The sequence below is a fragment of the Burkholderia sp. GW821-FHT14F03 genome (assembly GCF_058803765.1).
In genome coordinates, this window is the sequence record NZ_JBXAPG010000013.1 from 18,992 (window position 1) to 35,108 (window position 16,117).

Genomic DNA, 16,117 nt, shown 5'->3' on the forward strand with positions numbered 1-16,117 from the left:
GAACCCGGCCGGGACCCCTGTCCTGGTGGTTCGCGCGCCCGCAATCGAGTCAGCAAATCGGCGCGTCGGCTGCCTTGGCCATCCTCGGACGGCGGCAGACAACCGCGCAAGTATAGCGGAACTCGGATGGGGGCGCGACGCCCCTCGGACGAGGGCGGGCGCGCGGCGATGCCGCCGCGCGCGCCTGCGCATGGCGTTCGGCATGCGTGCCGCCGCGAGCGTCGAGCAAGGCCCGGCGTTCGCGGCGGCTTGCAGGGAACGGTGCCCCTGCGCGCGGCGCCGAGGTCGGCCCGGCTACTGGAGGATCAGGCGCAGCTTGGCGTCCGAATGCTCGCCGGGCGGCTTCGCGAAGCCGCTGCGCGCATACTGGCTCCATGCGCCCAGGACGAAATTGAGCAGCAGGCTTGCGCGCACGGCGGGATCGTAGTCGGCCGGCAGCGGCACGGCGCCCGGTTCCGCGGCGCCGTCCGCCGCGCTGCGCGCGACGCGCAGGCACTGCCGCAGCGACGCCTCGACCCGGTCGAGCAGCCGGTTGACCCGTTCGCTGAGGCTCGCGTGCTCGCCCACGAGCGCTTCTCCGGTCAGCACGCGCGTCATGCCGGGATTCTTCTCGGCGAAGTTCAGCAGCATCAGCGCGATCGCGCGCGCCTGCAGCACGCCGTCCTGTTCCTTCGCGACGATCTGGTTGATCAGGCCGAAGAAGGTTTCCTCGATGAAATCGATGAGCCCTTCGAACATCTTCGCCTTGCTCGGGAAATGCCGGTACAGCGCGGCTTCCGACACGGCGAGCCGCGCCGCGAGCGCGGCGGTGGTGATCTTCTCGATCCTGGGCGCCTCGAGCATCGCGGCGAGCGTCTGCAGGATATGCACGCGGCGCTCGCCCGGCTTCGGGCGGGCGCGGGGACGGGCCGGCTGGCCGGCGTCGTCGTCTGGCGGGGTTACGGCCGGATCCTGCGGTTGAGTCGGTTGCATTTCTGTCGCCCCGATCGAGTGCCCAATCGCAGCGATTTTAACGAACCAATGCGACGATCGACATAGTGCGGTCGCCCGACCTTCTGCGTATGGTCGGGCAGGTGCCCGGTGATCCATACCGTGCGCAGGCCGAGCCGCTTGTAGCGCTTCAGGTGGCTGCGCGTGTCCTCGACCAGGATCGCGTCGGCCAGCCGCGCCCGCGCGTCGCGCAGCGCGCGGCGCAGCATCGCCGCGTCGGGCTTGGCGCGCCACGCGCGCAGGCGGCGCCGGTCGCGCATGTGCTCGATCGCGATCACCCGCTCGAACAGCCGCTCGATGCCCAGTTCGCGCAGCACGTCGCGCGCGTAATCCTCCGGCGCGTTGGTCAGGATGATCTTGCGGCCGGGCAGCGCGGCGACCACGCGCGCGAGCCCGCGCTCGGCGCGCACCATCGACGGCAGGTCGGGAAAAGTATGGACGATCCTCAGAAAATCGTGCGGATCGATCGGGTGATGCCGCACGAGGCCCAAAAGCGCGGCGCCGTAGCGGTGCGTGTAGTGGGTGCGCAGGTAGTCGGCCCGGGCGGGGTCGACCTGCAGCGTATCGATGATGTATTGCGTCATCGCCCGGTTGATGGCCGGGAAGATCGCGTGCGACGCGTGGTGCAGCGTGTTGTCGAGGTCGAACAGCCAGACCGGCCGGCCCGCCCGCGGCCGGGGGCGCGGCGGGCGGCGCCGGGCGGGCGCGGCGGGCGCCGCGCTCAATGCGAGCGGATCATCGTGCCGAACGGCTGTTCCGTCAGGATTTCGAGCAGCACCGAATGCTCGATCCGGCCGTCGACGATGTGGACCGACTTCACGCCGCTCTTCGCCGCGTCGAGCGCCGACGCGATCTTCGGCAGCATGCCGCCCGAGATCGTGCCGTCCTCGAACAGCGCGTCGATCTCGCGCGCCGACAGATCGGTGAGCAGGTTGCCATCCTTGTCCATCACGCCCGGGATGTTCGTCATCATCACGAGCTTCTCGGCGTTCAGCACGGTCGCGAGCTTGCCCGCGACGAGGTCGGCGTTGATGTTGTACGACAGGCCCTGCTCGTCGAAGCCGATCGGCGAGATCACCGGGATGAACGCGTCGTCCTGCAGCGCCTTCACGACCGCGGGGTTGATCGCCTCGACCTCGCCGACCTGGCCGATGTCGACGTACTGGCCGGGATTGTCGCGATCCGGCATCAGCAGCTTGCGCGCGTGGATCAGGCCGCCGTCCTTGCCGGTCAGGCCGACCGCGTGGCCGCCGAAGTGATTGATCAGCATCACGATGTCCTGCTGCACCTCGCCGCCGAGCACCCACTCGACGACTTCCATCGTCTCCTCGTCGGTCACGCGCATGCCCTGGATGAAGGTGCCCTGCTTGCCGATCTTCTTGAGCGCCTGGTCGATCTGCGGGCCGCCGCCGTGCACGATCACCGGATTGATGCCGACCAGCTTGAGCAGGATCACGTCGCGCGCGAAGCCCTGCTTGAGCCGTTCCTCGGTCATGGCATTGCCGCCGTATTTGATCACCACGGTCTTGCCGTGATAGCGGCGAATGTACGGCAGCGCCTCCGCGAGGATTTCGGCTTTCAGCGTGGGGGCGATCTGCGAGAGGTCGATAGGCTCGGACATGGCGGCGGCTCAGGCTGGGAACGGTTGAAACAGGCCGAATTGTACAGGACTGGCGCAGTGCAGCATGCGGTTTTTGACCGTTCGGCCGGGCGTCGGAGGCCCCGCCCGGGCCGGGTTTCCCGTCGATAAAAAGGGGGGGCGATCGGGGCGCGGCCGGGCAGGCAATTTCCGCCGGCCGCGCTATGCTTGTAGCGACACCCTCGCCGCTTCCCACTTCCCACTTCGATGACCGACGCCGCCGAACCCGCCATCGCGATCAAGCGCTGTCCGCGCTGCGGCCGCTCGTTCGACTGCGGCGCGCGCACCGCGCCGTTCATGTGCTGGTGCCAGGCCATGCCGAGCCTGCCGCCGGCCCCCCGGCCGGCGGGCGGCGCGCGCTGCCTGTGCCCGGAATGCCTCGCGGACGAAATCGCGCGGCGGGTCTCGGCGGAGCGTGGGTAGGAGGTAAACTGCGCGGATGCAACGAATCCGAATCACCACCACCGGCCGCGTCAACCTGAGCCACTTGTTCTGGTTGCGCAATCTGGCGATCATCGGGCAACTCGTCACGATCGCGGTCGTCCAGGCTTACTTCGGCGTCCATCTGCCGCTGCCCGCGATGCTCATGGTCATCGCGCTCGAGATCGTTTTCAATGCGCTGACCTGGGTGCGCGTCCTGCGCGCGCGCCCCGAGACCAACTTCGAGCTGCTCGGCCAGCTGTGGGTCGACCTCGGCGCGCTGTCGGCGCTGCTGTTCCTGTCGGGCGGCACCACCAATCCGTTCGTATCGCTGTACCTGCCGTCGCTCGCGATCGCGGCCGCGGTGCTGCCGTGGCACCTGATGATCTGGCTCGCCGCGTTCGCGGTCGCCTGCTACCTGGCGCTCGGTTTCGATTCGGTGCCGCTCAATCTCGACAACCCGGCCAACCTGTTCGACTATTTCCGCGCCGGGATGTGGGTGAACTTCATGGTCAGCGTCGGCTTGATCGCCTGGTTCGTCGCGCGCATGTCGAGCGCGCTGCGCCAGCGCGACGCGGCGCTCGGCGACGCGCAGCAGCTGCTGTTGCGCGACGAACGCGCGGTCGCGCTCGGCGTGCAGGCCGCCACGGTCGCGCACGAGATGGGCACGCCGCTGTCGACCATCGCGATGCTGGCGGAGGAGCTGCGCGACGCGGCGCGCACCGACCCGGGGCTCGCCCGCTACGAGGCGGACCTGAAGGTGCTGGAGGAGCAGATGGCGCAATGCACGTCGGCGCTCGCGCGGCTCAGGAGCCGGGCGAGCGAGCCCGCGAGCCGGCAGCCCGTCGCGCACTGGCTCGACAGTTTCGTCCAGCACTGGCGGCTGCGCCATCCGCATGTGCGCTTCGAGCAGCTGGGCGCGCAGCCCGCCGGGGTCGCGCTCGACGACACGGTCGCCGCCGGGCAGATCCTGACCATCCTGCTCGACAATGCCGCCCGCGCGAGCCGCGATCGCGTTACGCTGGCGGCGAAGCTCGTGCACGACGGCGCGCGCGACGAGATCGAATTCGAGGTCTGCGACAACGGCCCCGGCATTCCGGCCGCGCTGCGCGACCAGCTCGGCGCGATGCCGGTCGACAGCACGCAGGGCGGCCACGGCGTCGGCCTGTACCTTGCATTCAGCGCGGCGGCGCGGCTGGGCGGCTCGATCGAGCTGGCCGACGCGAAGCCGCGCGGCACCCGCGCATGGCTGCGGCTGCCGGCGGTGCGCGAAGTCGCGCCCGCGGCCCGCGGCGCCGGCCACGACTCAACGACACACGCTGACCAGATGGAGAACGACAGATGAGCGACAACCACTTCCTCGTGATCGACGACAACGAGGTGTTCGCGGGCACGCTCGCGCGCGGGCTGGAACGCCGCGGCTACACGGTGCGGCAGGCGCACAACAAGGACGAGGCGCTGCGGCTCGCGGCCGAGCAGCAGTACCAGTTCATCACCGTCGACCTGCATCTCGGCGAAGACTCCGGCCTGAGCCTGATCGCGCCGCTGTGCGACCTGCAGGCGGACGCGCGGATCCTTGTGCTGACGGGCTATGCGAGCATCGCGACCGCGGTTCAGGCGGTGAAGGACGGCGCGGACAACTACCTCGCGAAGCCGGCCAACGTCGAATCGATCCTGGCCGCGCTGCAGACCAATGCCACCGAGGTGCAGGCGGAAGAGGCGTTGGAGAACCCGGTCGTGCTGTCGGTCGATCGGCTCGAATGGGAGCACATCCAGCGCGTGCTCGCGGAAAACAACAACAACATCTCGGCGACGGCGCGCGCGCTCAACATGCACCGCCGCACGCTGCAGCGCAAGCTCGCGAAGAAGCCGGTGCGGCAGTAAGCGCGCGGCGGCGCGCCGGCGCGCGCCAAGACAAACGGGCGGTTCCCGCGAGGGAGCCGCCCGTTTCGTTTGCGTCGTCGCGGCGCGTGACGTGCGCCGCGACGTTACGTCACAGCACGTAACGCGACAGGTCTTCGTCCTGCGACACCTGGCCGAGCGCGCGGTCGACATAGGCCGCGTCGATCGTCACGTTTTCGCCGGCGTGGTTGCCGGCCGAGAACGAGACGTCCTCGAGCAGCTTCTCGATCACCGTGTACAGGCGCCGCGCGCCGATGTTCTCGGTCTTCTCGTTGACCGAGTAGGCGATTTCGGCGAGCCGGCGGATCCCGTCGTCGGCGAACTCGAGCTTGACGTCCTCCGTCTCGAGCAGCGCCTGGTATTGCTTGACGAGGCTCGCGTCGGTCGACACGAGGATCGCTTCGAAATCCTCGACCGACAGCGATTCCAGCTCGACGCGGATCGGGAAGCGGCCCTGCAGCTCGGGGATCAGGTCGCTCGGCTTGGCGAGGTGGAACGCGCCGCTCGCGATGAACAGGACGTGGTCGGTCTTCACCATCCCGTACTTGGTGTTGATCGTGGTGCCCTCGACGAGCGGCAGCAGATCGCGCTGCACGCCCTGCCGCGACACTTCGCCGCCGCCGCCTTCCTGGTTGCGCGACGCGATCTTGTCGATCTCGTCGAGGAACACGATGCCGTTCTGCTCGACGTTCTGCACGGCCTTCGTCTTCACTTCCTCGTCGTTGAGCATCTTCGCCGCTTCCTCGTCGGTGAGCAGCTTCAGCGCTTCCTTGATCTTCACCTTGCGGCGCATCTTCTTGGCGTTGCCGAGGTTCGAGAACATCGAGCGGATCTGCTCGGTCATCTCTTCCATGCCCGGCGGCGCCATGATGTCCATGCCGGCCTGCGGCTGCTCGAGGTCGAGCTCGACTTCCTTGTCGTCGAGCTGGCCTTCGCGCAGACGCTTGCGGAAGGTCTGGCGGGTGACGTTGTTGTCGTCGTTCGCGTGCTCGCTGCCCGCGCCGAAGCCGACCGCGCGCGGCTGCGGCAGCAGGATGTCGAGGATCCGGTCTTCAGCCTGGTCCCGCGCCTTGCTGCGCACCTTGCGCATCTCCGATTCGCGGGTCTGCTTGACCGAGATCTCGATCAGGTCGCGCACGATGCTGTCGACGTCGCGGCCGACATAGCCGACCTCGGTGAACTTGGTCGCCTCGATCTTGATGAACGGCGCATCCGCGAGCTTCGCGAGACGGCGCGCGATCTCGGTCTTGCCGACGCCCGTCGGCCCGATCATCAGGATGTTCTTCGGCGTGATTTCCTGGCGCAGGGGCTCCGCGACCTGCTGGCGGCGCCAGCGGTTGCGCAGCGCGACGGCCACGGCCTTCTTGGCCTTCGCCTGGCCGATGATGTGCTTGTCGAGTTCCGAGACGATCTCGGCAGGGGTCATGGTGCTCATTGATGCGCGTCCTTACTCGATGGTCTCGATGATGCGGTTGTGATTCGTATAGATGCACATGTCGCCCGCGATCGCGAGCGACTTCTCGACGATCTCGCGCGGGGACAGATCCGTGTTCTCGGCCAGCGCGCGCGCCGCGGCCTGCGCATACGAACCGCCCGAACCGATCGCGCAGATCCCGCCTTCGGGGTCGAGCACGTCGCCGTTGCCGGTGATGACGAGCGTCGTGGTGGCGTCGGCGGCGATCAGCATCGCCTCGAGACGGCGCAGCATGCGATCGGTGCGCCAATCCTTCGCCAGCTCGACGGCGGAGCGGGTCAGGTTGCCCTGGTGCTTTTCGAGCTTCGCCTCGAAGCGGTCGAGCAGCGAGAACGCATCGGCGGTGCCGCCCGCGAAGCCGACCAGCACCTGATTGTTGTAGATGCGGCGGACCTTGCGCGCGCCGCCCTTCATCACGATGTTGCCGAGCGTCACCTGGCCGTCGCCGCCCAGGGCGACCTTGTCGCCGCGCCGTACGGAAACGATCGTCGTGCCGTGAAATTGCTCCATCTGCGTTCCTTCAGAAAAACGGGGAAGACGCGGCGGCGCACGAGCGTCGCCGCTGGAATGTGGCGCTGCGCGGAGCAGGATGCTCGACGCGCATGGCCTTCATTTTAGGGCGTGCGCCGCGATATCAAGAGCGCGGCGGCCCAAAAAGCAAAAGCGCGCGGCAGGCCGCGCGCTTGTCTCGAAGCAGCGTGTCGGGGGCGCGGGAGGCGGCCCGCGCCGGGGCGATCAGTCGCCGAACAGCTTCTGGCGCAACTCGCGCCGCTCCTGCGCCTCGAGCGACAGCGTGGCCGTCGGACGGGCGAGCAGACGCGGGATGCCGATCGGCTCGCCGGTCTCTTCGCACCAGCCGTAGTCGCCGGACTCGATGCGCGCGAGCGATTGCTGGACCTTCTTGAGGAGCTTGCGCTCGCGATCGCGCGTACGCAGTTCGAGCGCGTGCTCCTCTTCGATCGTCGCGCGATCGGCGGGATCCGGCACGATCACCGTCTCACGCAGGTTCTCGGTCGTCTGGCCAGCGTTGTGGAGGATTTCCGCCTGCAACTGTTCGAGCCGAGCTTTGAAGAAGGCGAGCTGATCCTCGTTCATGTAATCCTTGTCGCTCATCTTCAGGATTTCGGCTTCGGTCAAGAGTTTCTTCGTCATCTGCTTGCTTCTTCAATGTGCGGCAAACCGCGAGATATTGCCCGCACTTTGGGATTACCCGCAACTGGCCTTGCAATTATTTGCCATTGCGCCGGGCGGGGCCGAAAGCCTCTGGATTACCGGTTGTCCATCATCCAAGGTCCCCCTGGGCCGGATGCGGGCGCCGCCAACCGGTCGGCGGCGTTCCATGTCGCACCGCGCGGACCGGCCAACTCGCGGCGGCGTTCGCCGGTGCGTTGCGCCCGATTCATCATGCAAGAACCGGGCCCGTTGTCGTCATGCCACTTCCAGTGGGCAGGTATTGTAACTGAATCGCAAGCGCCCACCGTATCGGGTCGATCCCCGTCCGGTACGGCCGGCATCCTGAAAATATAACCTGCAAACCGCGAAAAAGCGATGACGTCCGATGCGGCGCGAACCGGCCGCCGCACCGGCCGCGGCGCTCAGGCGAGGCAGGCGTCGAGGCCGTCGGTGATCAGGTCCTGCGGCAGGTCGATGCCGATGAACACCATCTTGCTGGTCTTCTTCTCGATCGGCAGCCACTTGGCGGCGAGGTCGCTGCCCATCATCTGGTGCACGCCCTGGAACACCACCTTGCGGTCGACGCCCTTCATGTACAGCACGCCCTTGTAGCGCAGCATCCGTTCGCCGTAGATCTGCAGGATGCCGCCGAGGAAGTCCTCGAGCTTGTTCGGGTCGAACGGGCGGTCGTTGCGGTAGACGAACGACTTGATCTTGTCGTCGTGGTGCGCGTGGTGATGGTGCGCGTGGCCGTGCTCGTGCTCGCAATGGCCGTGATCATGGTCGCAATGCGCGTGGTCGTCGTGGCCGTGGCCGTGGTCGTGGTCGTGATGCGCGTGGGCGTGGTCGTCCTCGGCGAGGAAGTCCGGATCGATCTCGAGCTTCGCGTTCAGGTTGAAGCCGCGCAGGTCGAAGATCTCCTTGATGTCCGCGTCGCCGAAATTGACGATCTTCACGGTCGCCTTCGGATTCATGTGCAGCAGGCGGTGCTTGAGCCCCGCGAGCGTCGCGTCGTCGACCAGGTCGGCCTTGGTGATGAACAGGCGATCCGCGAAGCCGACCTGGCGCTGCACGACCTCGTGCTCGTCGAGCTGCGCGTTCGCGTGCTTGGCGTCGACCAGCGTGATGATCGCGTCGAGCAGGAAGTCGTCGGCGATCTCGCTGTCGATGAAGAAGGTCTGCGCGACGGGGCCCGGATTCGCGAGGCCGGTGGTTTCGATCACGACCCGGTCGAAATCGAGCGAGCCGTCGCGCTTCTTCGCGGCGAGGTCGCCGAGCGCGCGCGCCAGATCGCCGCGGATCGTGCAGCAGATGCAGCCGTTGCTCATCTGGATGATCTGCTCGTTCGAATCCTGAACGAGGATCTCGTTGTCGATGTTCTCTTCGCCGAACTCGTTCTCGATCACGGCGATCTTCATGCCGTGCTGTTCGTTCAGGATGCGCTTGAGCAGCGTCGTCTTGCCGCTGCCGAGAAAGCCGGTGAGGATGGTGACGGGAATGGCCATGTCGATCGCCTGTGGTTCGTGAAACGGGGTCAAAACGTAGGAGTGCGCGCGGCGCCCGCGCGCGAAGCGCAGGCCTGCAACCGACTATTGAAGCACACCTGTCAAGCCCCCGCGCGCCGGCCGGATGACCGTCGCATTGGCCGCCGCGCGCGGTTGGCTGCCAAGATCGGGGCGATCAGGCGATTTGCAACAGCAGGCCCTTCAGATATTCGCCCTCGGGGAATGCGCTCAGGAGCGGATGGTCGACGCCCGCGCCGAGCCGCTTCAGGATCCGCGCGTCGACGCGCGCGTCGGCCGCGGCGCCCGCGACGATCTTCTGGAACAGGTCGAGGTCGATCGCGCCCGAGCACGAGTAGGTGAACAGCAGGCCGCCCGGCCGCAGCAGCCGGAAGCCGCTCAGGTTGATGTCCTTGTAGGCGCGGGCCGCGCGGTCGACGTGCTCGCGCGACGGCGCGAACTTCGGCGGATCGAGGACGATCAGGTCGAAGCGCTCGCCGTCGTCGACGAGGCGGCGCAGCGTCTTGAACGCGTCGGCGTCGAGCCATTCGGCGCGGGCCGCGTCGAAGCCGTTGGCCGCGACATTGCGTCGCGCCAGGTCGAGCGCATCGCCCGACGAGTCGATCGATACCACGCGCCGCGCGCCGCCCTTGAGCGCCGCGAGCGAGAAGCCGCCGGTGTAGCAGAAGCAGTTCAGCACGTCGCGCTCGCGCGCGTACTGCGCGACGAGCGCGCGGTTGTCGCGCTGGTCGACGTAGAAGCCCGTCTTGTGGCCGTTCGGCACGTCGACGTGGTAGCGCACGCCGTGCTCGGCGGCGATCAGGGTCGCGGGCGGCGGGTCGCCGGCCAGCACGCCCGTCACCTGTTCGAGCCCTTCCTTTTCGCGGATCGACACGTCGGAGCGCTCGTAGACGTTCGGGCAGCCGGTCGCGCCGACCAGCGCGTCGACGATCGCGGTCTTCCAGGCCTCGACGCCGGCCGCCATGAACTGACACACCAGCTGGCCGCGCGACGGCGTCTCGTCGGACTGGTAGTGGTCGACGATCAGGCCGGGCAGGCCGTCGGCCTCGCCGAACACGAGCCGCACGGCGCCGGTGTCCGTCACCATCGCCTGCCGGTGCGCGAGCGCGCGCTGCACGCGGCGCTTGAAGAAGGCATGATCGATCGGCTCGGCTTCGTCGAAGCTCCAGACCCGCACGCGGATCTGCGACTGCGGGCTGAACGCGCCGCGCGCGAGGAAGCGGCCGTCGTGCGCGCGCACGATGACGGTCGCGCCGGACGCGGGGCGGCCGTCCACGCGGTCGATCGCGTTCGCGTAGACCCACGGGTGACGGCGCAGCAGGGATTTGTCTTTCGACGGTTTGAGCGTAACGGTTTGCATGGCGTCATCAAAAAGCCGCGTCGGACGCGGCGGGATCAAGCGCGGGATCAAGCGCGGGTTGAAGCGCGGGTTGAAGCGCGGGTTGGGCGGCGCTCAGCCGCGCTTTTTCGCGCGCGGGTGCGCGCTGTCGTAAATCTTGGCGAGATGCTGGAAGTCGAGCGACGTGTACACCTGGGTCGCGGTGATGCTCGCGTGGCCGAGCAGCTCCTGCACCGCGCGCAGGTCGCCGCTCGACTGCAGCACGTGGGTCGCGAACGAGTGGCGCAGCACGTGCGGGTGCACGTTGGCCGGAATCCCGGCCATCAGCGCCGCGCGCTTCACGCGCTCGCGCACCACGTTCGGCGACATCCGGTTGCCGCGCGCGGACAGGAACAGCGGATGCGGATCGAGGCGCACGAATTCGCCGCGCACCGCGAGCCACGCCTGGAGCGCCTCGATCGCCTTGCGGCCGACCGGCACCTTGCGCTCCTTGCTGCCCTTGCCGCGCACCGTGACTTCGGCCTCGGCGAGGTCGAGCCAGCCGGACGAGCGGTAGCCGTCCGCGTTCGCGTAGACGGCGTCGAGGCCCACCAGCTCGGCGAGGCGCAGGCCCGACGAATAGAACAGCTCGAGGATCGCGTGGTCGCGCGCGCCTTCCGTCGTGTCGGGCAGGCGCGCGTCCATCAGCGCGCTCGCGTCGTCGACCGAGAGCGCCTTCGGCAGCGTCTTCGGCCGCTTCGGCGCGCGCACCGCGGCGACCGGGTTCGCGCTCATTTCGACGTGCTGCGCGTACCAGCGGTAGAACGCGCGCCACGCGGACAGGCGGTGCGCGATCGAGCGCGCCGACAGCCCGCCGCCGTGCGCGCGGGCCACCGCGCCGCGCATGTCGACCGCGGTGAGGCTCGCGAGCGGCCGGCCGTCGGCGAGTTTGACCAGTTCGTCCAGCGCGTGCGCGTAGGCGCGCAGCGTGTGGTCCGACAGCTGCCTGACGTGTTTCAGGTGCGACAGGTAGGCGGCGATCGGATCGTCGGTCATCGCGCGGGCCGATTCAGTGCGGCAGCAGGCGCGTGAGCGCGGCGCTCGCGAGCGTGCCGATCTGGGTCAGGAAGTCGGTGCCCATGCCGTCGTGGAAGCGGCGCGCGTCCGGCGAGCCGAGCACGAGCAGGCCGAACGCGTTCGCGTCGGCGTCAGCCTGCGGCGCACGCAGCGCGATCAGCGCAACCGACGCCGCGGCGCCCGATTCGGCCGCGCCCGCCGCGGCGTCGCCGTCCGCGGCCGCCGTCGCCGCGACCGGCGCGAGCCAGTGCGCGGCCTCGAAGCCGGTGTTCGCGCCGCAGTAGGGCGTCGCGAGGCTGTTCGCGAACAGCCGCAGCTCCTCGCCGACGTTGCGCGCGAACTCGGCCTGCGCGTAGGTGTCGGCGACGTCCCACAGACGCAGCGCGGTCTGCGGCACGTCGAACACTTCGGCCAGGCCGTCGGCGATCGCGCGCGGCAGGGCGTACGGATCGCGCTCGGCGATCACGCGGGCGGTCCAGCGGCCGTACTTCTCGGCCAGCCCGTCGTTCTCGTGGCCGTAGCGCAGCAGTTCGGCGAGGCGCCGTTCGAGATGCTTGTTCTTGTCGCGCAGCATCTCCATCTGGCGCTCCTGCAGCGAGATGGCCGCCTTGCCGTGCGGATTCGCGAGACGGATGGTGGCGAGCAGCTCCGCGTGCCGGGAGAAGAACTCGGGGTTGGCGAGCAGGTAGTCGGCGACTTCGCGATCGTTCATGGCGCTGTATCGGGGGCGAATAAGGGGTCAGGCGGGCAGGTCGATCATGCCTTCGAACACGGTCGTGGCCGGGCCGGCCATCCACAGCGGCGCGGCGGTTCCGTCCCAGGTGATCGTCAGCGGGCCGCCGCGGGTATGCACGGTGACGGGCGCCTCGAGCAGCCCGCGCCTCACGCCGGCCGCGACCGCCGCGCACGCGCCCGTGCCGCAGGCGAGCGTCTCGCCCGCGCCGCGCTCGTAGACGCGCAGCTTCACTTCGCGGCGCGACACGATCTGCATGAAGCCGGCGTTCACGCGGCGCGGAAAGCGCGGATGGTGCTCGATCAGCGGGCCCTCGGCCAGCACCGGGTAGGTGTCGACGTCGTCGACCACCTGCACGGCGTGCGGGTTGCCCATCGTCACCGCCGAGATCCAGCGCGTCGCGCCGTCGACCTCGAGCGGCCACAGCGTGTCCGCGCCTTCGCGGCGGCCGTCGAGGCCCTGCGCGTCGAACGGCACGCGGACCGGATCGAAGCCGGGCGCGCCCATGTCGACGACGACCTCGCCGTTGTCCTGCATGGTCAGCGTGATGATGCCGTGCTTCACCTCGACGCGCACGCTGCGCTTGTCGGTGAGGCCCTGGTCGCGCACGAACTTGACGAAGCAGCGCGCGCCGTTGCCGCAGTGCTCGACCTCGCCGCCGTCGCAATTGAAGATCCGGTAGCGGAAGTCCACGCCGTCGACCGTCGGCTTCTCGACGAGCAGCAGTTGGTCGGCGCCGATGCCGAAATGGCGGTCGGCGAGCGCGCGCACCTGCTCGGCGCTGAGCGCGAGGTCGTGGCGATAGCCGTCGAGCACGATGAAGTCGTTGCCGACGCCGTGCATCTTGGTGAACGAGAGTTTCATGGGCGCTATTGTAAGCTGCGGCGGAGCCGCTCAGTAGAAGCCGGGTTCGCCGGGCGGACGGGTCTTGAAACGCTTGTGCACCCAGTAGTACTGCTCGGGCAGCAGCGGGATCTGCTCCTCGAGGAACGCGTTCATGCGGCGCGCGTCGAGGTCGTCGTCGCCGGTCGGGTAGTCGTTCCAGGGCCTGAACACCTTGAGCCGGTAGCCCTTGTAGTTCGGCAGCACCTCGCCGATGAACGGCACCACCTGGGCGCGGCCCGTCTTCGCGAGCCGGCCGACCGCGGTCAGCGTGCACGCGGGCACGCCGAAGAACGGCACGAAGGTGGAATTGCGCAGGCCGTAGTCCATGTCGGCGCCGAGCATCACGGGCTTGCGGTCGCGCAGCCAGCGCAGCACCACCCGGGCGCTGTCGGCGCGGCCGACCATCTCGGCGTCGAAGCGCCCGCGCGCGGCCTTCGCGGCCGCCTCGAGCGTTGGATTCGAGAACGGCTGGTACAGCGAGCCGCAGCGCCGCCGCAGCGCGTAGTTGAGGAAGATCGAGCCGGCCTCGATGCCGACGAAATGCAGGCCGAGGAACAGCGTCGGCGGCAGGGCGGGATCGGTCAGGTCGACCGCGCTGTCGACCTCGATCAGCTTCTCGAGCTTCTTCGCCGAGCCGAACCACTGGATGCTGCGCTCGACGTAGCTGCGGATCGCGTGCCGGAAGTGCTGGCCCGCGACCGTCTCGCGGCGCGCGTCGCTCCATTCCGGGAAGCACAGCTTCAGATTGGTATGGACAATGCGCTTGCGGCGGCTCGGGATCTGGTAGAGCAGCCAGCCGAGGCCGTCGCCGAGCCGCGCCACGAGGCCGTACGGCAGCTGGGCGAGCAGCTTCAGGAAGCCGAGGGCGAGTTGCGTGCCGAGTCGGCCTAGCATGCGTCGCCTCCGGCGGGCCGGCGAGCCGGCGCGGTGCGGACGGGGGAATAAAACAGCAATTCGGACGGCACGGGGTGGCCTGCTACATTTCGAGAAAGCCGTTATAATAAGGGCTTCGCCGAGTTAACTGACAACTTGCGGGGCGAAGCCGATGGGCGCCACCAGCGCTATCGGGCAGGAAATCCGCTAAAGCGTCGCCACTTCAGGCCTCAAGAAGCTGGCTACGTGAACGCACCGTAACCACAACAGGAGCCTGATACCGTGGCAAACGACTTCTTCTTCACGTCTGAATCCGTATCGGAAGGCCATCCGGACAAGGTCGCCGACCAAATCTCCGACGCGATCCTCGACGCGATCCTCGCGCAGGACAAATACTCCCGCGTCGCAGCTGAAACGCTGTGCAACACGGGTCTCGTCGTGCTGGCCGGTGAAATCACCACCACCGCCAACATCGACTACATCCAGATCGCGCGCGACACCATCAAGCGGATCGGCTACGACAACACCGACTACGGCATCGACTACCGCGGCTGCGCGGTGCTCGTCGCGTACGACAAGCAATCGCCGGACATCGCACAAGGCGTCGACCGCGCGCACGACAACAACCTCGACCAGGGCGCGGGCGACCAGGGCCTGATGTTCGGCTACGCGTGCGACGAAACGCCGGAACTGATGCCGCTGCCGATCCACCTGTCGCACCGTCTCGTCGAACGCCAGGCCAACCTGCGCCGCGACGGCCGCCTGCAATGGCTGCGCCCGGACGCGAAGTCGCAGGTCACGATCCGCTACGTCGACGGCAAGCCGCACTCGATCGACACGGTCGTGCTGTCGACCCAGCATGCACCGGAAATCGAACTGGACATGCTGCGCGAGGCGGTGATCGAGGAGATCATCAAGCCGACGCTGCCCGCCGACCTGATCAAGGGCGACATCAAGTTCCTGGTGAACCCGACCGGCCGGTTCGTGATCGGCGGCCCGCAAGGCGATTGCGGTCTGACGGGCCGCAAGATCATCGTCGATACCTACGGCGGCGCGGCGCCGCACGGCGGCGGCGCGTTCTCGGGCAAGGATCCGTCGAAGGTCGACCGCTCGGCCGCGTACGCGGGCCGCTACGTCGCGAAGAACATCGTCGCGGCGGGCCTGGCATCGCGCGCATTGATCCAGGTTTCGTATGCAATCGGCGTGGCTGAGCCGACTTCCGTGATGGTCAACACGTTCGGCACCGGCCGCGTGTCGGACGAGACGATCACGAAGCTCGTGCGCGAACATTTTGATCTGCGTCCGAAGGGCATCATCAAGATGCTGGACCTGCTGCGTCCGATCTACGAAAAGACCGCCGCCTACGGCCACTTCGGCCGCGAAGAGCCGGAATTCTCGTGGGAAGCGACCGACAAGGCGCTCGTGCTGGCGGAAGCCGCCGGCGTCGAACCGGCCGTGGAAACCGCCTGAACGCGCGGCATCCCCGTCGAATGAAAAACCCCGGCATTGCCGGGGTTTTTTTATGGGCGTCGCGCGGGCGGCCGGGGGATCAGCGTGCGCCGAAACCGAAGCCGAACCAGCCGGCGGTGCTGGCCGCGAGCCGGCGCGGCCGATTGACGCGGCGGCGCGGGGCGGCGCGCCGCGCGGCGAGTTCGCGCAGCGACGAGGGTTTTTGCAGCAGTGAACGCAGCGCGCCGCGACGCGCCGCCGCGTGCGCGCTCATGATCGCCACGAGCGCCTGCAGCCAGCCGCGGATGCCGGTGAAGCGCAGCGGTTGCTGCGCACGTTCGGCGAGGGCCCGCGCGCGGGCGCTGTGGTGGCGCAGCGCCCGCACGATGCGGCGCGGTGCGGCGGGCAGGGCGGTCCGGGCAACGCGGCCGAGACGGGAAGTAAGGCGGACAGACATGAGTACAGTGCTTCGCTCGAATGGATGACGTCCGGGACGGACGTGCGGATCAAAGGCCCGGTGGGCGCCTGGCGAAAATCTTACCGAAAGGCGCGCTATCCCGCGCCCGCAAGAACTGACAGGCTCGCCGAGACTACAGGCGATTCATGACGCCGAGAAGTCGCGCAAACCCGCGGCGGACGGCGGACCTGCGCGCCTGCTTCG

The 16,117-nt window shown here is 68.3% G+C and carries 17 protein-coding genes; 4 read left to right on the forward strand and 13 right to left on the reverse strand.

Annotated features, from left to right (window positions below; translation table 11 throughout):
* Positions 1-294 precede the first annotated feature (294 nt).
* The 3 genes from slmA to argB are packed head-to-tail and all read right to left on the reverse strand — an operon-like array spanning position 295 to position 2,611.
* Positions 295-972, reverse strand: a complete 678-nt coding sequence (slmA, locus tag AC1RQF_RS10780; protein WP_273999606.1) for a nucleoid occlusion factor SlmA — start codon at positions 970-972, stop codon at positions 295-297.
* Positions 939-1,715, reverse strand: a complete 777-nt coding sequence (locus AC1RQF_RS10785) for a pyrimidine 5'-nucleotidase (protein ID WP_273999605.1) — start codon at positions 1,713-1,715, stop codon at positions 939-941. The genes slmA and AC1RQF_RS10785 overlap by 34 nt, the downstream gene beginning before the upstream one ends.
* Entirely contained in the window at positions 1,712-2,611 is a 900-nt protein-coding gene (gene argB / locus AC1RQF_RS10790; protein ID WP_492872029.1) for an acetylglutamate kinase, read from the reverse strand. The genes AC1RQF_RS10785 and argB overlap by 4 nt, the downstream gene beginning before the upstream one ends.
* 225 nt (positions 2,612-2,836) lie before the next feature.
* Between argB and AC1RQF_RS10795 the strand changes: the two genes are divergently transcribed.
* Genes AC1RQF_RS10795 through AC1RQF_RS10805 form a run of 3 tightly spaced genes read left to right on the forward strand, consistent with a single transcriptional unit; the run spans position 2,837 to position 4,933 of the window.
* Positions 2,837-3,052, forward strand: a complete 216-nt coding sequence (locus tag AC1RQF_RS10795) for a cysteine-rich CWC family protein (RefSeq protein WP_273999601.1) — start codon at positions 2,837-2,839, stop codon at positions 3,050-3,052.
* A gap of 16 nt (positions 3,053-3,068) precedes the next feature.
* On the forward strand, positions 3,069-4,394 hold the full coding sequence (locus AC1RQF_RS10800) for an ATP-binding protein (RefSeq protein ID WP_273999600.1): 1,326 nt from the start codon (positions 3,069-3,071) through the stop codon (positions 4,392-4,394).
* Complete coding sequence (locus AC1RQF_RS10805; RefSeq protein WP_252982443.1) at positions 4,391-4,933, forward strand: response regulator transcription factor; 543 nt, start codon at positions 4,391-4,393, stop codon at positions 4,931-4,933. The genes AC1RQF_RS10800 and AC1RQF_RS10805 overlap by 4 nt, the downstream gene beginning before the upstream one ends.
* Before the next feature lie 109 nt (positions 4,934-5,042).
* On the opposite strand, the gene hslU is transcribed toward AC1RQF_RS10805, so the two are convergent.
* From hslU to AC1RQF_RS10850, 9 genes are all read right to left on the reverse strand, one after another.
* Positions 5,043-6,386 carry an ATP-dependent protease ATPase subunit HslU gene (hslU, locus tag AC1RQF_RS10810; protein WP_273999599.1) on the reverse strand — a complete coding sequence of 448 codons (1,344 nt, stop codon included), beginning with the start codon at positions 6,384-6,386 and terminating at the stop codon, positions 5,043-5,045.
* Between the two features lie 12 nt (positions 6,387-6,398).
* Entirely contained in the window at positions 6,399-6,935 is a 537-nt protein-coding gene (gene hslV / locus AC1RQF_RS10815) for an ATP-dependent protease subunit HslV (RefSeq protein ID WP_252982445.1), read from the reverse strand.
* Between the two features lie 225 nt (positions 6,936-7,160).
* Entirely contained in the window at positions 7,161-7,577 is a 417-nt protein-coding gene (gene dksA / locus AC1RQF_RS10820; RefSeq protein ID WP_010090354.1) for an RNA polymerase-binding protein DksA, read from the reverse strand.
* A 443-nt stretch (positions 7,578-8,020) separates the two neighbouring features.
* On the reverse strand, positions 8,021-9,103 hold the full coding sequence (locus tag AC1RQF_RS10825; RefSeq protein WP_492872031.1) for a CobW family GTP-binding protein: 1,083 nt from the start codon (positions 9,101-9,103) through the stop codon (positions 8,021-8,023).
* Positions 9,104-9,278: 175 nt separating this feature from the next.
* Entirely contained in the window at positions 9,279-10,481 is a 1,203-nt protein-coding gene (locus AC1RQF_RS10830) for a class I SAM-dependent rRNA methyltransferase (RefSeq protein WP_273999583.1), read from the reverse strand.
* Between the two features lie 93 nt (positions 10,482-10,574).
* Positions 10,575-11,495 carry a tyrosine recombinase XerC gene (gene xerC, locus AC1RQF_RS10835; RefSeq protein ID WP_273999582.1) on the reverse strand — a complete coding sequence of 307 codons (921 nt, stop codon included), beginning with the start codon at positions 11,493-11,495 and terminating at the stop codon, positions 10,575-10,577.
* Positions 11,496-11,508: 13 nt separating this feature from the next.
* Positions 11,509-12,228 (reverse strand): DUF484 family protein, encoded by a 720-nt coding sequence (locus AC1RQF_RS10840; RefSeq protein ID WP_492872032.1) that lies wholly within the window; start codon positions 12,226-12,228, stop codon positions 11,509-11,511.
* 27 nt (positions 12,229-12,255) lie between these two features.
* Entirely contained in the window at positions 12,256-13,113 is an 858-nt protein-coding gene (gene dapF, locus AC1RQF_RS10845; RefSeq protein ID WP_492872033.1) for a diaminopimelate epimerase, read from the reverse strand.
* Between the two features lie 30 nt (positions 13,114-13,143).
* Positions 13,144-14,028, reverse strand: coding sequence for a lipid A biosynthesis lauroyl acyltransferase (locus tag AC1RQF_RS10850; protein ID WP_492872035.1), 885 nt, complete (start codon positions 14,026-14,028; stop codon positions 13,144-13,146).
* Between the two features lie 261 nt (positions 14,029-14,289).
* On the opposite strand from AC1RQF_RS10850, the gene metK reads away from it, so the two are divergent.
* On the forward strand, positions 14,290-15,477 hold the full coding sequence (metK, locus tag AC1RQF_RS10855; protein ID WP_492872036.1) for a methionine adenosyltransferase: 1,188 nt from the start codon (positions 14,290-14,292) through the stop codon (positions 15,475-15,477).
* A gap of 79 nt (positions 15,478-15,556) precedes the next feature.
* On the opposite strand, the gene AC1RQF_RS10860 is transcribed toward metK, so the two are convergent.
* Entirely contained in the window at positions 15,557-15,913 is a 357-nt protein-coding gene (locus AC1RQF_RS10860; RefSeq protein WP_273999575.1) for a hypothetical protein, read from the reverse strand.
* Positions 15,914-16,117: the final 204 nt, after the last annotated feature.

Bases quoted from the DNA above. Each gene is read 5' to 3' on its own strand.
- slmA (WP_273999606.1), bottom strand. From the start codon at position 972: ATGCAACCGACTCAACCGCAGGATCCGGCCGTAACCCCGCCAGACGAC.
- argB (WP_492872029.1), bottom strand. From the start codon at position 2,611: ATGTCCGAGCCTATCGACCTCTCGCAGATCGCCCCCACGCTGAAAGCC.
- AC1RQF_RS10795 (WP_273999601.1), top strand. From the start codon at position 2,837: ATGACCGACGCCGCCGAACCCGCCATCGCGATCAAGCGCTGTCCGCGC.
- AC1RQF_RS10800 (WP_273999600.1), top strand. From the start codon at position 3,069: ATGCAACGAATCCGAATCACCACCACCGGCCGCGTCAACCTGAGCCAC.
- AC1RQF_RS10805 (WP_252982443.1), top strand. From the start codon at position 4,391: ATGAGCGACAACCACTTCCTCGTGATCGACGACAACGAGGTGTTCGCG.
- hslU (WP_273999599.1), bottom strand. From the start codon at position 6,386: ATGAGCACCATGACCCCTGCCGAGATCGTCTCGGAACTCGACAAGCAC.
- hslV (WP_252982445.1), bottom strand. From the start codon at position 6,935: ATGGAGCAATTTCACGGCACGACGATCGTTTCCGTACGGCGCGGCGAC.
- dksA (WP_010090354.1), bottom strand. From the start codon at position 7,577: ATGACGAAGAAACTCTTGACCGAAGCCGAAATCCTGAAGATGAGCGAC.
- AC1RQF_RS10825 (WP_492872031.1), bottom strand. From the start codon at position 9,103: ATGGCCATTCCCGTCACCATCCTCACCGGCTTTCTCGGCAGCGGCAAG.
- AC1RQF_RS10830 (WP_273999583.1), bottom strand. From the start codon at position 10,481: ATGCAAACCGTTACGCTCAAACCGTCGAAAGACAAATCCCTGCTGCGC.
- xerC (WP_273999582.1), bottom strand. From the start codon at position 11,495: ATGACCGACGATCCGATCGCCGCCTACCTGTCGCACCTGAAACACGTC.
- AC1RQF_RS10840 (WP_492872032.1), bottom strand. From the start codon at position 12,228: ATGAACGATCGCGAAGTCGCCGACTACCTGCTCGCCAACCCCGAGTTC.
- dapF (WP_492872033.1), bottom strand. From the start codon at position 13,113: ATGAAACTCTCGTTCACCAAGATGCACGGCGTCGGCAACGACTTCATC.
- AC1RQF_RS10850 (WP_492872035.1), bottom strand. From the start codon at position 14,028: ATGCTAGGCCGACTCGGCACGCAACTCGCCCTCGGCTTCCTGAAGCTG.
- AC1RQF_RS10860 (WP_273999575.1), bottom strand. From the start codon at position 15,913: ATGTCTGTCCGCCTTACTTCCCGTCTCGGCCGCGTTGCCCGGACCGCC.